General features: G+C 69.4%; 13 protein-coding genes and 2 pseudogenes. 9 read left to right on the top strand and 6 right to left on the bottom strand.

Annotated elements, in window-relative coordinates:
- Positions 1 to 311: 311 nt before the first annotated feature.
- The 5 genes and pseudogenes from ACFVWD_RS36125 to ACFVWD_RS36145 all read left to right on the top strand — a co-directional run bounded on the left by ACFVWD_RS36125 (position 312) and on the right by ACFVWD_RS36145 (position 4177).
- Entirely contained in the window at positions 312 to 596 is a 285-nt protein-coding gene (locus ACFVWD_RS36125) for a hypothetical protein (RefSeq protein WP_389602288.1), read from the top strand.
- A 244-nt stretch (positions 597 to 840) separates the two neighbouring features.
- A complete protein-coding gene (locus ACFVWD_RS36130) occupies positions 841 to 2013 on the top strand; it encodes a PP2C family protein-serine/threonine phosphatase (protein WP_389602289.1) in 1173 nt (390 codons plus the stop codon).
- Between the two features lie 46 nt (positions 2014 to 2059).
- A pseudogene (locus tag ACFVWD_RS36135) lies at positions 2060 to 2374 on the top strand (hypothetical protein); the annotation flags it as partial.
- Between the two features lie 370 nt (positions 2375 to 2744).
- Positions 2745 to 2870, top strand: a pseudogene (locus ACFVWD_RS36140) (DUF4291 family protein); the annotation flags it as partial.
- A 191-nt stretch (positions 2871 to 3061) separates the two neighbouring features.
- Positions 3062 to 4177, top strand: a complete 1116-nt coding sequence (locus ACFVWD_RS36145) for an agmatinase family protein (RefSeq protein ID WP_389602290.1) — start codon at positions 3062 to 3064, stop codon at positions 4175 to 4177.
- A 420-nt stretch (positions 4178 to 4597) separates the two neighbouring features.
- Here the strand turns inward: ACFVWD_RS36145 and ACFVWD_RS36150 are convergent, their stop codons facing one another.
- The 5 genes from ACFVWD_RS36150 to ACFVWD_RS36170 form a co-directional block, all read right to left on the bottom strand.
- Positions 4598 to 5527 carry a YhjD/YihY/BrkB family envelope integrity protein gene (locus ACFVWD_RS36150; protein ID WP_389602291.1) on the bottom strand — a complete coding sequence of 310 codons (930 nt, stop codon included), beginning with the start codon at positions 5525 to 5527 and terminating at the stop codon, positions 4598 to 4600.
- A gap of 129 nt (positions 5528 to 5656) precedes the next feature.
- Positions 5657 to 6871, bottom strand: coding sequence for a cytochrome P450 (locus tag ACFVWD_RS36155; protein ID WP_389602292.1), 1215 nt, complete (start codon positions 6869 to 6871; stop codon positions 5657 to 5659).
- 23 nt (positions 6872 to 6894) lie between these two features.
- Positions 6895 to 8286, bottom strand: coding sequence for an NAD(P)/FAD-dependent oxidoreductase (locus tag ACFVWD_RS36160; protein ID WP_389602293.1), 1392 nt, complete (start codon positions 8284 to 8286; stop codon positions 6895 to 6897).
- Positions 8283 to 8510 carry a ferredoxin gene (locus ACFVWD_RS36165; protein WP_097224946.1) on the bottom strand — a complete coding sequence of 76 codons (228 nt, stop codon included), beginning with the start codon at positions 8508 to 8510 and terminating at the stop codon, positions 8283 to 8285. Before ACFVWD_RS36165 ends, ACFVWD_RS36160 begins: the two co-directional genes overlap by 4 nt.
- A 320-nt stretch (positions 8511 to 8830) precedes the next feature.
- Positions 8831 to 9361 carry a hypothetical protein gene (locus ACFVWD_RS36170; protein ID WP_389602294.1) on the bottom strand — a complete coding sequence of 177 codons (531 nt, stop codon included), beginning with the start codon at positions 9359 to 9361 and terminating at the stop codon, positions 8831 to 8833.
- Positions 9362 to 9376: 15 nt separating this feature from the next.
- Here ACFVWD_RS36170 and ACFVWD_RS36175 point away from each other — a divergent pair, with 15 nt between their 5' ends.
- Positions 9377 to 10015 carry a hypothetical protein gene (locus ACFVWD_RS36175; protein WP_389602295.1) on the top strand — a complete coding sequence of 213 codons (639 nt, stop codon included), beginning with the start codon at positions 9377 to 9379 and terminating at the stop codon, positions 10013 to 10015.
- A 153-nt stretch (positions 10016 to 10168) separates the two neighbouring features.
- Here ACFVWD_RS36175 and ACFVWD_RS36180 read toward each other — a convergent pair whose 3' ends face one another.
- A complete protein-coding gene (locus tag ACFVWD_RS36180) occupies positions 10169 to 11800 on the bottom strand; it encodes a multicopper oxidase family protein (RefSeq protein ID WP_389602296.1) in 1632 nt (543 codons plus the stop codon).
- 131 nt (positions 11801 to 11931) lie between these two features.
- Between ACFVWD_RS36180 and ACFVWD_RS36185 the strand changes: the two genes are divergently transcribed.
- Genes ACFVWD_RS36185 through ACFVWD_RS36195 form a run of 3 tightly spaced genes read left to right on the top strand, consistent with a single transcriptional unit; the run spans position 11932 to position 15106 of the window.
- Positions 11932 to 12993, top strand: a complete 1062-nt coding sequence (locus ACFVWD_RS36185; RefSeq protein WP_389602297.1) for an iron-siderophore ABC transporter substrate-binding protein — start codon at positions 11932 to 11934, stop codon at positions 12991 to 12993.
- 44 nt (positions 12994 to 13037) lie between these two features.
- A complete protein-coding gene (locus ACFVWD_RS36190; RefSeq protein WP_389602302.1) occupies positions 13038 to 14024 on the top strand; it encodes a FecCD family ABC transporter permease in 987 nt (328 codons plus the stop codon).
- Positions 14021 to 15106 (top strand): FecCD family ABC transporter permease, encoded by a 1086-nt coding sequence (locus tag ACFVWD_RS36195; protein WP_389602298.1) that lies wholly within the window; start codon positions 14021 to 14023, stop codon positions 15104 to 15106. Before ACFVWD_RS36190 ends, ACFVWD_RS36195 begins: the two co-directional genes overlap by 4 nt.
- The last annotated feature ends 152 nt before the right edge of the window (positions 15107 to 15258 follow it).

The following is a 15258-nucleotide window of genomic DNA, read 5'->3' on the forward strand; positions in this document are numbered from 1 at the left end:
ATCCAGCGGAAGGACGCCCGGCAGCATCCGGTCAAGCGATCATGCTTGGTCGGGCAGCTGGACCAGGCGGTCGTGAAACCCGGGTTCGTTGAGGACTCGACAGCGCCGGGTTCACGAACTGACACACCGACCGCAGCCGCCACCCCCTCTTCGCTCACCCCAGAGCCGTGTGTCCGGGCCGGCGGCCGCCATTCGGATCACCCAAGGCGGCCCTTCAGGTGATTGCCGGACGCCTCATGGGCCGGGCAGCCGTCGCAGGGGTACGACGTCTCAGCACAGGACGAACCCAGAACTGCGTGAGGAGCTTGGCAATGTACGCAGCAGTCCGGCGGTACGAAGGGGTGACCGATTCGGCCGAGGCCGCACGTCTCGTGAACGAGGGGTTCGTGCCGCTCATGCGCCAGGTCCCCGGCTTCGTGGCCTACTACTGGATCGATACCGGGGACGGAGTGATGGTCTCGACCAGCGTCTTCCAGGACCGGGCCGGTGCCGACGAGTCGATCTCGAGGGCTGCGGACTTCGTGCGGGACAACCTTGCGGCACTGCTCCCCAACCCTCCCCAGGTCATGGCCGGCGAGGTGGTGGCTTCCGCATGACAGCGTTCGGACCAGCCAGATGAGATGGCCTCCAGGGCTGTCCCGGTCGACGTGGATCAAGCCGTCGTTGCTCGACCAGGCTTGGTGACGTTTCGACATGAGTCACCATGACGTACTCCGCTCGGGTGGTAGCCCCCGCGTGGGTGGGAACACGGCGTAAGCGTGTCGGGTGGCGCGGAGGAGGGGGCGGACAGGGGACGGCTGGCCCGAGCCGCCCAGGAGCCCAGCAACACAGGAGCTACACGTGGCAAGGCTGGGAGCGTGGAAGTGGGCGGGGAAGTGGAGCCGTCTCCTGCCGGCCGTCCTGCTTCTGCTTGCCGTACTGATCGACCTCAACACGCCCCGCACCGTCAGCGCCGCGGCCCTCTATACGGCTGCGATCTTGTCGGCCGCTCCTCTGCTGTCTCTGCGGGGCACCGTCCTCACTGGGGTGTTTGCGCTCCTCATCGACTCGATGATGTTCCGGTATTTCGGCTATCGCCGCAGTGCGATCGCGATCAGCGAGCTGATCACGCTTGCGACAGTGACCGTGGTCGCGAGCTTCCTCAATCGCCTCCTGTACCACCGGAAGGCGCAGCTGGATTCCGTACGTGACATTGCGGCGGCTGTTCAGCGTGCTGTCCTGCCGCACCCTCCGGACAGAATCGGTCCGCTGCGCTTTGCCGCACGCTACGAGGCTGCTCGGGCGGATGCTCAGATCGGCGGGGACCTCTACGCAGTGGTCGACACTCCGTTCGGCGTGCGCTGCGTGATCGGCGATGTGCGTGGCAAGGGGATGGGGGCAGTCAGGGCGGTCGCGGTCGGCATCGGGACTTTTCGCGAGGCAGCGCTGCACGAGCCCACCCTGACCGGTCTCTCGGAACGGCTGGAGCAGGCCGTCGTCCTCGAGACCCAGCAGTCAGGGAACCTGACCGAGCTCGAAGGGTTCGTCACAGGCGTACTGGTCGAGTTCCCCCGGCGGGGCAACGAAGTTCGGTTGGTCAACCGCGGCCACCCGGCGCCCCTGCGGATCCTGGGAGACACGGTGCAGTATGTCGAGCCCGGCAGGCGAAGCCTGCCCCTGGGCTTGGGGGCCCTCGACGCCGGCCCTGAGTGCGTCGACACGGTGCCGTTCCCCGAAGGGGCCAGTCTGCTGCTCTACACCGATGGGCTCACGGAAGCACGGGACGAGACGGGTGCCTTCTTCGACCCCATCGGCACGTGCACGGGACATCTCTGTGCCGGCCCGGATGCTCTTCTTGACGCTCTGATTGCCGACCAGTGCCGACACACCGGTGGCCGAAGAACTGATGACATGGCGCTGCTGGTCATCACCCATGCACCCGACAACTCATCCGGAACGCTCGGGCGACGGCCGGCGTCCCTCGGCGAGGCTCCTCGCCGAGCCCATCACCTCGGGTCGGGGAGGGGGCGGTGAGCTGTAACGCCTCCGCCTCTCTCGATCGAGCGGTGGACCAGCGCTCATGTCCGATACGCCGACTCACGGGATCAGAATCCCGCCCCTGGGAGCAGCCACGACCACCTCCGCCGCCGGGCAACCGCTCATCCCCCAGCCCCCACGCCACGGTCGCCGTGCTGCGTCAGGCGGTCAGCCAGATCGCGCCTGCGGCACCACACGCTTTCACACGTGAGCTGGACCAGACGGCCGACCAGTCCCGACCGGCTCCGGTCTCACGCCGCTCCAGCGTTTCATCACCCGGTGGGCCGTCCACGTCCACATTCAGCACCAGCCTGGCCTGGCAGCCGACTTCCGCCGTTGGGAAGACAGAGCCGAGTCTGCCATCTCGGGGGCGTACGACCTTGACCGACGGCTTCGCACAAGTCTTGCCGCGACCGTGGTCATCGCCGGGCCGCCGCACAGCAGTTCGGGGCGGCCACCGCTATACATGCGCGGGCATGTCGTCGGCCGCGTCTGGAGCCGGACCGACGGGCACAGCGACGTAGCGGAACTCGCCCCCTGCTCAGCCCAGTTCGGAGTACGGCTCCCAGTCGAGGAGATACGCACCCCGCAACGTGCACGTGTTCCTCTCGTAGGCTCCCTCAGCCCACAACAACATGCCGGTGAGCTCACACCCTTGATGGATCGTAGTTGCGCGATGACGTCGCCGAGCGAGATCTGTCCGGCGACAGTCTGGTTGCCGTCCATCGGTGCCATGGTCGTGCACGATCACCGTCTACCAGGCGTACTCCCCGGAAATCGGCCTGCCCGCCGTCCGGGAGGTCCGCTTTCCCGCTGCATGGAAGCGGGACCGCATGACGTGGGTCATCAAGCCGCTTTCGCAGACCCTGTGCCTGAAGACGACGGTGGCGACCTCCTGATCACCAGTCCGAACGGCTGACCTTTGCGGCCTGTCCCACCGACGTGCCCGGTGAATCACCGCAGGTCGAGTTGAGTGACGTCCGTGCAGCAGCCGGGCGTCGTCCGTACCAGGCGGCTGTCCGGACGGGATCGAAAGGAACCGCTCATGGAAGGCGTACCCCCGAATGCCTGGAATCGGGGACTCGATCGTACGTCCGACCCGAGGCGCGAGCCTGGGCCGATCAACCTGCAGCGGTATGCGTTCGTACCCGCTTACGCCGGGATTGCCACGTTCTTCGGGCTGCCGCTGTGCCTCAACCCGGACGACCTGCGTGCCGGCCACGTCGACGTCGCAGTCGTCGGAGCGCCGGTGGACATGTCCACGGGGCATCGGGGGGCCGCCTACGGGCCGCGTGCGATCAGGGCCGATGAGCGGATCCTGCCCAACACTCCTCAGATGCTCGTCAACCCCAGCACCCGTATCAAGCCGTTCGAGGAGCTGACGGTGGTCGACTACGGCGATGCCGCGGTGGACCCGTTCAGCATCGACAACTCCATGGAACCAATCCGCACACTGGTCCGCGAGATCGCAGGAACGGGCGCGATCCCGATCGTGCTCGGCGGAGACCACTCGATCCTGTGGCCGGACGCCGCAGCTGTGGCCGACGTGTACGGGGCGGGCAAGGTCGGAGTGATCCACTTCGATGCGCATCCGGACTGCTCCCACGACTTGTTCGGCCATCTCGTCTCACACGCCACACCGATCCGCAGGTTGATCGAGGACGAACACATTCCCGGACGCAACTTCATCCAGATCGGTCTGCGCAGCGCGATCGCGCCCGACGACGAACTGTTCGACTGGATGCGCGAGCACGGATTGCGCGCGCACTTCATGGCCGAGATCGACCGGCGCGGATTCGACGTTGTCCTCCAACAGGCCATCGACGAGGCGCTGGACGGGCCGGAATATCTGTTCGTGTCGCTGGACATTGACGTGCTGGACCCGGCCTTCGCGCCCGGCACCGGCACGCCGGAGCCACCTGGGCTGACCAACCGCGAACTGCTTCCTGCCATCCGCCGGATCTGTCACGAGACGCCAGTCGTAGGCATGGACATCGTCGAGGTCGCTCCGCACCTCGATCCCGGATACACCACGACAATGAATGCCCGCAGGGCCATCTTCGAGGCGCTGACCGGGATCGCGATGCGTCGCAAAGGCCTACCCGGCCCGGCCTATCTGGACCCGGCGGTCGCTGGACCGCCGCCCGGACAGCAGACATAGCCGCGCAGGCCGAGTACGGGTCCTGAGCAGGAACCGATGAACCGACGTGACATGGCACAACAGACTCTCGGGAGCGGGCGTTTCATGCCAACTTCCAGCGGGAGGGCTTCAGCCACCCGGCCTCGGCCACGCCGATCGTTCACCGGATCGGAGCCGGTCGGCAACGCGTTCAACGTCGCCGCGAACATGTGTCCCGTCGCTCACCTCGTGCGGTGGGCGAGCAGGCGGGCGACACAATCGCGCTGCGTGCTCGGCTTCCGTACGCCCGGGTAGTCAGCAGGTGTGGCTGCCGCTGCGGCCGCACGCCGGTCGATCTCGTGGTGGCCGACGCAGCGGTCGCACCGGCTGCCGAGAACTTCGGCAAACGGAATCGCCGGCACGGCTCGGGAACGTGGATGTCGGCAGTGCCGGCCCGCCCACTCAATGGTTCGGGCCTTTGATCTGATGATGAGAGACCTGTTCCCGTGCCGTCCGCCACCGTGACCGGGTCTGCTCGACCACGCTGTCCCACTGTCGGTGGACCTCGTGGTCGGAAGGGCGGTGGCCCTCACGGATCCGGCTCAGCTCGTCCCGTACTTCTCGTCCCAGTGCCGCCGACACGACCAGAACGAGCATGGCTGCGAAGAGGGCGGAGATCATCGCGAAGACGGCACCGACCACCCCGTAGCGCGCGGCGGAGGAGTTGAAGAGGCGCGGCATGTAGATGGTTGCGCCCACGGAATAGGCCACCGTCAGAACGGCGGCGGTGACGCCGAAGGGGAGCAGGTCCGGCCTGCTGATCCGCTTCGCCGACAGGAGCCGGCCGCTCCAGACAAGGAATGCGGCGGTCACCGGTACCTGACACACCGAGGCGACAAGACCCATCGGGCCCCTGCCAAGGAGCGCGGAGAGCATCGCGGTGACCAGCACATAGCCACCGAGAGTGAGGATCCACCACAAGCCGTTGCGCGTGTTGCGCACGCTGAGAGGCTTGAGTTCCCATGTCTGTTCGAAGAGCCGCTGTACGGCTCTCGCGAAACTGAGCACCGAGATCGTCAGAAACACGACCCCGAAGATGCCCACGCTCGCACTGGTGCCTTCGGCAGGTGAGAACAGGGAGCTGACCGCCGTGGCGCCTGCTCCGGTGAGGTCGTAGCGCTTGATGATCCGCTCGGCGGCGTCGTAGTGCACGAAGTTGCCGAGGACGGCGCCGAGGAGGATGGAGAGCGGGACCAACGCCGTCAAGGCGCTGGACGCCAGGGCCATCGAGCGGTCGAAACCCACGATCTTCTGAAACCGGTTGATGACCCGCAACGCGAAGGCAGGACGCAGCCAGAAGGTCAGCGTTCTGACGAGGCGCTCTCGATTCATCCCCGCCGTGCTGCCCTCCGTGAAGACCGGGATCTGTGTGGCGACGCGAGCCTAACGGACGGTCGCCAAACCGATGAGGGGCGACACGAGCACGACACGAGCAGCAACGTGCCGGGCTCGAACGCGCTGTCAGTTCTGGTCGACGAGTAGGTGGATGGGGCCTCGTAGGACGGGGCTGGGGCGGTACGGGGGTGGGTCGGTCACCAGTGTGGGGTCGGCGAGGCGGCGTACCAGTTCGGTCAGGGCGATCTGGGTTTCCAGTCGGGCCATCGGGCCGCCGAAGCACAGGTGGATGCCGCTGCCGAAGCCCAGGTGCTGGTTGTCCTGGCGATCGGGGTCGAAGCGGTCGGGATCGCGGAAGCGGTCCGGGTCGCGGCTGCCCGAGGCGAGCATGAGCATGATCTTCGAGCCCTTGGGGATGACGGTGTCGCCGACGGAGACGTCGCTGTACGCCGCCCGCCACGGAATGATGTGCACGGGGGGCTCGTAGCGCAGCAGTTCCTCGACCAGCCGTACGACCAGGTCCGGTTCGGCGCGCAGGCGTTGCAGCACCTCAGGGTGGCGCAGCAGCGTCAGCATGCCGTTGGTGATGAGGTTGACGGTGGTCTCGTGGCCGGCGATGAGCAGCAGGTTGGCGGTGCTGACGATTTCGGCGTCGGTCATCCGCCCGTCGGGCCCGTCGTCGTTGGCCAGCCGTGTCAGCAGGTCGTCGCCCGGGCGGCCGTGGCGTTGTTCCAGCAGTCCGCCGAGGTACTGGCGCAGGTCTTTGGTGGCCTGTACGCCGTTGTCCAGTTTCTCCTGCGGATCGGTCTTGGGGTTGAAGTCGATCGAGTCGATGATGGCGTTCACCCACACGTGGAACCGCGGTTCGTCCTCGCGCGGCACACCGAGCAGGTGGCAGATCACGGTGACGGGGAACGGATAGGCGAAGTCGTCGACGATGTCGATCCGCTCCTTGCCCGCGAAGTCGTCGATCAGACCTGAGACGATGGCGGTCAGGTCGGGTTCCATGCCGGTCACGAGGCCCGGGGTGTGCGGGGGGCCGAAGTGACGCATCGCCAGGCGCCGCAGACGGTCGTGCTCGGGCGGGTCGAGGTTGATGAACGACGGCGTGGCGCGTTCCTGCATCGCGGGCATCGGATGCGTCAGATTGCGGACGTCGGAGCTCAGGTGCGGGTCGTGCAGGATGCCGCTGAGTTCGCGGTAGGTGCTGATGACGTAGCTGCCGTCCTCCTGAAGGGCCACCGGAGTCTTGCGCAGCTCGGCGTAGAGCGGGTACGGGTCGGCCCGGGTGGAGTAGTCGAGAATCCGGGGCAGGATGTCGGGCGTCTCGGTCGTGGTCATGTCGCTTTCCCTCCTGTTCCCTCCTAGCGGTGCTGCCGCATGGCTGTGACGCGCCGCTCGCCCGGGTCATGGCCGGTGACGACCACCGTGGCGCCCTGGGCGAGCAGAGTGGGGCCGGGGAAGTCGACGGGCACCGGTTTCGCGTCGAGGGGCTGGTCGGGCGTGGGGCAGGGGGGCGGGAAGGGCGCGGCCGTCTCGATCAGCTGCCGGTAGTGGTCCAGCCACTTCGCGTTGTTGAAGCTGACGGCGGCGGTGACGCGGCCCTGGTACCCGTATGCGGCGACAAAGCGGTGGTCGGCCACGGATCCCTGGGTGATGACGACCTCGTCGGCGTAGGTCGGTACACCGACGGACTTGATGTTGACGCCGAACTGGATCGACCAGAACGTCGGGATGGACAGGTGCGGCCAGCGGTCCGCCTGGGTGCTGACCATGTTGTGCGCGGCGATCTCGGCCTGCTCCACGGCGTTGGCCCAGTGCTCCAGCGAGATGAACCGGTACTCGTACATCGGGTTCGGGCTGCGTGCCACGTCTCCGGCGACGAAGATGTCGTCGGTGACCAGGCCGTTGAGGTCGAAGGCGCGGCAGCCCGCGTCGCAAGCGACTCCCCATACGCCCACCGCCAGTCCCGAGTCGCGCAGCCACTCGGTGTTGCGGATGCCCCCGAGCGCCACCACCACCACGTCGGCGTCGACCGTACTGCCGTCGGAGAAGTGGGCGCGGCGAACCCGCCCCTGCGCGTCGCCCTCGAGCTGGGTGACCTTGACACCGCAGCGCAGGTCGACGCCATGGGCGCGCTGCATGTCCGCCGCGATCTCGCCGATCATGGCGCCGAGTCCCCCGACCAGTGGGGACGGCGCGAGTTCGGCGACGGTCACCGGGATGTCGCGCTCGCGGCAGACGGAGGCGATCTCGGAGCCGGTGAAGCCCGCGCCGATGATCAGTACGCGGGAGGGCCCGGCGGCGACCGCCCGCTGCAGGCCGGCGGCGTCCTCGCGCGTGCGGACCACGAACACACCGTCCAGGGCCGCCTCGGCCTCGACGGGCCAGGGCCGGGCCCGTACGCCGGTGGAGATCAGCATGCGGTCGAAGGGGATCGTGCGGCCGTCGGCGAGCCGCACGTGGTTGGCCGCCAGGTCCAGTCCGTCGGCGGGGACGCCCAGGAGCCACTCCGCGTCGATGTCACGACGCCGTGGCAGGGTGGTGCCGTCGGCCGGCACCCATCCGGTCAGTACCTGCTTGGACAGCGGGGGACGGTCATAGGGCTCCCCCAACTCGTCACCGATCATGGTCAGCTTCCCGGTGAACCCCTCGTCGCGCAGGGCCTCCGCGGCGCGCAGTCCCGCCAGCGACGCCCCGACGATCACGACGCGGCCGTCACGCTTGAACCCCTGCAGGGTGTCGGCAGTACTCATGACGGCGACGTCCCCACCGGCGCGTCCCGGCCCTCCAACTGGTCGACCAGAATGGCCTGGAGCGGGCAGGCCGCCGCGGCGCGCAACACCTGTTGGCGCTGGGCGTCGTCAGGGTTCGAGGCGTACATCAGCGCTTCCTCGCCGTGCATCCGGAACGCGTCCGGAGCCAGGAACGCGCACTGCGCATACCCCTGACACCGGGAAAGATCAACGACAACTCTCATCCCGACCTCCATTGCAGGGACCGCAAATCCGCGGGTCCTGAGGCAGCACTCCTACGGCGCCCGAAGCGCGAGTCACGCCTTCCTCGAAGAAGGGAGTCGGCAGGTTTCCGCAGGAAGAATCGATCATCGCGAATGAGGCCTCGGCGTCTGCAAAACCGCCCGGAGAACCTGACCTTGCCGTCAAAAGCGTATCCCCCGCGCACGTGGTCCGCACGGTGAGGATTCAGGACGGGGCGTTCTTGGCGTCGAGCGCGGCCAGGACCGGCGCGAAGCCCGCCACGCACTCAGCTCCTGTGCATCGGCACCCGGGCACCCGGGCCTCAGAACACCCCGGTCATCCCCGCCACTCCGCCGATGAACGCGCTGAGCAGCATCAAGGCGCCCAGCGCACCGAGCAGCACCAGCAGCCCGCGCGGTACTCGACGCGCACCGCCCTTGCCGCAGACGACCAGAATCCCCAGCAGCAGCACCATCAGGCCGAGCAGGGAAATCGCCAGCCACCCGAACGAGGACGCGGTGCCCGTCTGCTCGTATCCGCCGGAGTCCACCCGCTGCAACGCGATCGTGTCGCCGACGGGCAGGTTCTTGCCGATCGAGGCGTTCGGGTCCACGACGGTGCCGTCGGAGGAGCGGAAGATGCCACTGCAGTGCGGATACCGGTGGCCCCCGACGTGTTCCCAGGCGCATGCTTCGACCCTGAGATGCCCCGGGGTGCCGGCCAGGCCCGTGGCATAGGCGAAATGCGTTCCGGCGAACCAGGTCAGCCCGAGGCCCGCGGCCACCAGAACGACGACCATGACCGCCGGACGGCCTGCCCGACGTCTTTCCCCGAGCCGACCCCAGCCGTTCATCCGCTCTCCCCCAGAGTGTCCGCCCGAAACCCCGACCCGGCCGTCCCGGCCGCCCCAAGCTACGCGACCGCCTTCCGGCCGGACCTGTGCGCACCCGCGATGAGCCCGGAGAAGCTGGTGATGGTCGACTTCGCCGAAGGGTGGATCCATCCCGACGGCCTGGGGGTCGCGGTCATGCCCACCGCCGGGCTGCATGCGCACGGCACCCGCAAGGGGTGGCGCTGGACGACCGATGAGGTCACCGACGGCGTCGCGGCCACGGATGAGGACATCGCGGGTCTGGGTGCGGACCCGGTCGTGGCCTGTCTACTGGGCCACGACGTCGCTGCCGGGAGTGGTGCCCGGGAGCAGGCCGTCGTGGTCGGCGCGGTCGCGCGTACCAGTGGTGGCGGCGTCCGTTGGGTCGGCCGACTGCCACAAGGGTGCGTCGGCTCAACGGTGTTCATCGCCTCCCCCCTCAGCGGGAGCGGTTTCAAGCTGGTCTGCGTCGGGGTGGTGCTGCCCGGCGACGGTCACCACACGCTCGCGACCTTCGACCGCATCCGCACCGCGCTGCGCGCCGTTGCCCCGGACACCGCGACAGCCCGTGAACCGACCGAACCGCTTCCTCCGACACCCGGACCGAAGCGCCGCTGGTGGCAGCGCCGCGGCTGATGTACGGAGGAGGCGACGGCTCGATCGCCCGTCCGCGGAAGCGCGCCTCGCCGAGGCCCGTACAGCCACATCGGCGACCGGGAGCTCCTGGCCGCCCGGCTGGAGCACCCCGCTTCCGCGTGATCAAGTGACAATCCGTCGGTGGCTGATGCCTCACTTCCGGTAGCCGAGGATCGTCATCATGCCGGACTCCGAGTGGTACTGGTTGTGGCAGTGGAGCATCCACAGGCCCGGGTTGTCGGCGTAGAAGTCGACGACGAGTTTGTGGTGCGGCACTACGTGGGCGGTGTCCTTGCGGGCGCCGACCACGCCGAAGCCGGTGAGGGCGAAGGTGTGGCCGTGCAGGTGCATGGGGTGCCACATGTCGGTGGCGTTGACGAGGGTCAGGCGGATCCGTTCGCCGTAGCTGACCGGGTGGCGTTGCTCGACGGAGTACGGCCGGTGGTCGAAGGCCCAGTCGAACTTCTTCATCCCGCCGGTCAGTCTGATGCGCAGCTCGCGGTCCGGTTCGTCGTCGCTGAGGGCCACGGAGTCGTCCGGCACAAGGCGTCTGGCCGGGACGAGCTTGCCGTCGAGTTCGTCCGGGTGCACGGAGGGGCGGGGATTGTCCCCACTGCCGGTGCGCAGGACGGCCAGGGCCCTGGCGTTCTTGCCCTCGGCGAGCGCGACCAGCGGGAACACCCCGTCCTTGGCGGTGATCAGCACGTCGTAGCGTTCGGCCATGCCGAGCAGTAGCGCGTCCGTCTTCGTGTGTTCGACGGGGTAGCCGTCCGTGTGCGTGATCGTCATCTCGTGGCCGCCCAGCGCCACCCGGAAGGCCGTTTCGGCGCCGGCGTTGATGATCCGCAGCCGGATGCGGTCCCCCTTGCGGGCCCGGAAGACCGAAGGAGCATGCGCGAGACGGCCGTTGACCAGGTAGAACGGGTAGTCGACGCTGCCTCCCTCGCTGTGCAGGATGCGGCTGTGGGAGTTCCGCAGGACGCGGGAGGGGCCGTGGGGCTTCTCGTGGGCGGCCTTGTCATGGGCCTTGCCCCCGGGTTCGTCGTCCTCACCCATGCCCATGCCCGTCGCCATGCCCTTGCCGTCGAGCAGCTGTGCGAGCACACCGTCGGGGGTGGAGCCGGCCACGCCGTCCACCCAGTCGTCCAGGACGACGACCCACTCCTTGTCGTAGGACAACGGCTCCCTGGGGTCCTCGACGATCAGCGGGGCGTACAGGCCGCGGTCGAGCTGCAGCCCCGAGTGCGAGTGCAGCCAGTACGTGCCCGGGTGGTCCACGGCGAAGCGGTAGTTGAAGTCGTCGCCGGGCCTGATGGGGTGCTGGGTCAGGCCGGGTACTCCGTCCATGTCGCAGCGCATGCGGACACCGTGCGAGTGCAGTGTCGTGGACACGGGCAGATGGTTGGCCAGGTTGAGATCGAGGATGTCGCCCGACTTGATCCGCACCTCCCTGCCGGGCAGCGAGTCGCCGTACGCCCAAGACCTGACGGTCCGTCCACCCAGGTCGAGGGTGGTCTCGGCGGCCTTGAGCCTGAACGAGCGAACGGGGCCGGACCCGCGTTTCCTCTCGACGGCGAGGACCTCGGGATCGGACGGGTTCACGTACCCCTTGGGTCCCCTGGGGACGAAGGGTCTGCCGCCGTGGCCGCTCCCCTGGTGCTCGCCGGGGCCGGGGTGCGAGCCAGGTCCGGAGGGAGAGTCGGACCCGGAGCAGCCGGCCAGGAGTCCCGAGCCGGCGGCCGCGATCGAGGCACCGAGCACAGTGCGCCGCGTAGGTGAGTGCATGAATGAATAACACACGTTTTACGCTGATATGTCCTCGAACCCGGCGCGGCGTGTCCCCCATTGGAGCAGACCCCGTCACCCCGAAATGGAAGCTAAGGTTAGGCTTGCCTTATCCATTGATCGGAGTACTCGTGCGCACCTTGGGGTCGAAGGCCGTCCTGGCCGTTGCCATCGTCGGCGGCCTACTGGCCGGATGTTCGTCCGGGAGCGGGGACGGGGACAACGGCTCCTCACGGAGCAAGAACACCTCCAGCGGCGACCGCAATCTCGTCAGCGGGGCCTCCGAGGGCCCCTCCGTCGCCCCCGGCGCCGTCGCCACTGGGATGGGCGCGGGCAGCGCCGAGGACGGCGAATTCCCTCGGACCGTCGGGCACTTCGAGGGCAAGACGGAGATCAAGAGCGCGCCCAGGAAGATCGCCGCGCTCAGCACCGGGCAGCTGGACGACCTGCTGACCCTGGGCATCGTGCCGGCCGTGACGACCCGCGCGGACAACGCCGGGCTGGCGCCGGACTATCTGAACGACGCCTTCCCCGCGTACAAGAAGCTGTTGTCGGCCATGACCGACGCGGGGACCCGTACCGCGCCCAACCTGGAGACGCTCGCCGCCGCCAAGCCCGATCTGATCCTCATCAACGACTCGCTCGGCGACCTCTACGCGAAGCTGTCGAAGATCGCGCCCACCGTCGTGACGGCCGGCAACGGCATCAACTGGAAGCGGGATCTGCTCCTCGTCGGTGACGCGGTCGGCAAGGGCGACAAGGCGCAGGAACTGCTCGACGGCATCGTGAGCGACGCCGCCACGCGGGGCAAGCGGCTCGGCGATCCCGCCGTGTCCATGCTGCGGTTCACGCCGGACCGGACGCGGATGTTCGGAGTGTCGTCGTTCACCGGCTCCATCGCCGTCGACATGGGGCTCTCCCGGCCCAAGTCGCAACAGTTCAAGGCCATTTCGCAGGACATCGGGGCAGAGAGCATCGATGTCGCGGACGGGGACTGGATCTTCTACTCGGTGCAGGGCGACGCCTCCAGGACCGACGCGGGCAGCGTGCTCGCCGGGCCCCTGTGGAAGTCGATGAAGGCGGTCAAGGCCAAGCACGCCGTGAAGGTCGACGACGACCCCTGGTACCTCAACGCCGGCCCCACCGCCGCCCGCCTCGTCGTACGACAGCTCGCGGACACCCTCGGCAAGTGACCGGTCCCGCGTCTGTCGCACGCCGCACATCCGCCCCGGCGGGCGTGCGGCGTGCGACCTGGCTGGGCGTGGCCTTCCTCCTCGCCGTCACGGCCGCCGCCCTCAGCCTCGCCGTCGGCACCCGCCCCGTCCCGCTGGCCGCCGTCCTCGACGCGCTGGTGCACGGAGGGAATTCACCGGACGCGCTGGTCGTACGGTCCCTGCGGGTGCCGCGGACCGCGATCGGACTGACCGCCGGTGCCGCCCTCGGACTCTCGGGGGCGGCACTCCAGGCGGTCACCCGCAATCTGCTCGCCGACCCCGGCATCCTCGGGCTCAGTCAGGGCGCGGCGGCCGGTGTCGTGTTCGCCATCGCGCTCGGCTGGGCGAACGGCTTCGACGGGTACGTCTGGTACGCCTTCACCGGCGCGGTCCTCGCCGCCTGCGTCGTGTACGCCATCGCCTCGCGCGGACGCGGCGGCGCCTCCCCGGTGAAGCTGGCGCTCGCCGGAACCGCGCTGTCGGCGATGACGGCGGGGGCCACGACCGTCGTACTGACGTCGAGTTCGGCCACGCTGGACCAGTTCCGGTTCTGGCAGGTGGGCGCGCTCAGCGGGCGCGACACGGAAACGGTGGGGCGCATGCTGCCCTTCCTCGCCGCCGGGGCGCTGCTCGTGCTGGCCTGCGCCCGCGGCCTGGACGCGCTCGCGCTCGGCGACGACACCGCACGGGCGCTCGGCCACCGGGTCACGCTCGTACGGGGCTGTGCGGCGCTCGGCGCGACCGTGCTCACCGCGGCCGCGGTCGCCGCAGCGGGCCCCATCGCCTTCATCGGCCTCGCCGTCCCCCACCTCGCCCGCCGACTGGTCAGTGGCGGCCACCGCTGGGCCCTCCCCCTCTCCGCACTCCTCGGCGCCGCCCTGCTGCTCGCCGCGGACGTGGCGGGCCGGGTGGTCCGTGCCCCGGCGGAAGTGCCGGCCGGAGTGATGACCGCGCTGGTGGGCGTGCCGGTCCTGGTCGTACTCGTACGGCGGAAGGGCATGGCCTCGTGACCACAGCCCCCACGACGCCCACCGAGCACACCGCGAGCCGCACCACGTACCCGCACTCGGCCGGGCTCCGCGTACTCCGCCACGGGCGCCTCTCCCTCCTCCTGCACCGGCGCGCCGCGGCTGTCGTCACCGTCCTCGTGCTGCTCCTCGCGGGCGTGATGCTGCTCGCGGCGTGCGTCGGGCAGACGTACGTCCCGCCGGGCGAGGTCTGGCGGGTGCTGCGCGGCCAGGGCGGCCCGTACGACCTGGTCGTCGGCGAACTGCGGGTCCCGCGGATCGTGCTCGGCGCGCTGGTCGGGGCGGCGCTCGGGCTCTCCGGGGCGCTCGTACAGACCGTGACGCGCAACCCGCTGGCCAGCCCGGACGTCATCGGCGTCGGGCACGGTGCCGCCGCCGCGACCGTACTGGCGCTGGCCACCGGAGCCGTCGCCTCCCCCGGCGCGCTCCCGGCCGTCGCGGTCACCGGCGGTCTCGCGGCCGCCGCGCTGGTGTACGTACTGGCCTGGCGGCACGGAATGCAGCCGAGCCGGTTCGTCCTGACGGGGGTGGGCATCGGCGTCGCCCTCTCCGCCGTCGTCCAGCTCTACCTCACCGAGAGCGAACTGGCCGCCGCCGAGCAGGTCAAGCTGTGGCTGACGGGCAGTCTGAACGGGCGCGGCTGGGAGCAGGCGGGCCCCCTCGCCCGGGTCCTTCTCCTCTCGTTGCCCGCCCTGGTGTGGGCGAGCCGCGCGCTGCGTCCGCTCGGCCTTGACGCCGACACGGCCGCCGCGCTCGGCGTCCGCGTCCAGCGCACCCAGCTCGGCCTGACCGTCCTCGGGGTGGTGCTCGCCGCGGTCGCGACCGGCGCGGCCGGCCCGGTCGGCTTCGTCGCCCTCACCGGCCCCCAACTGGCCCGCCGCCTCACGCGCATCCCGCAACTCCCCCTCGCCGCCTCCGCCCTGACGGGCGCGCTGATCGTGGTCGGCGCCGACCTGGTGGCCCGCACGCTGGTGCCGCCGCTGGAGATCCCGGTCGGGGCGCTCACGTCCTTGGTGGGCGGTCCCTATCTGCTCTGGCTGCTGGGCAGGTCGGGCCGCCGCTGACGGAAGTGCTGTACGTACGGTGGAAACGCAGAGGGGGCCCCAACGTGGGTGGACCCGGCCGGGGCCACCCCACACCCGGCCGGGAACGGTAGGGGGGGGGGGGGGGACCAAGCGGGGTCGCGCGGGGCGCGGCCACACCCCCGCGGATGCGA

This window comes from Streptomyces sp. NPDC058086 (assembly GCF_042885015.1).
Classification (GTDB): Bacteria; Actinomycetota; Actinomycetes; order Streptomycetales; family Streptomycetaceae; genus Streptomyces.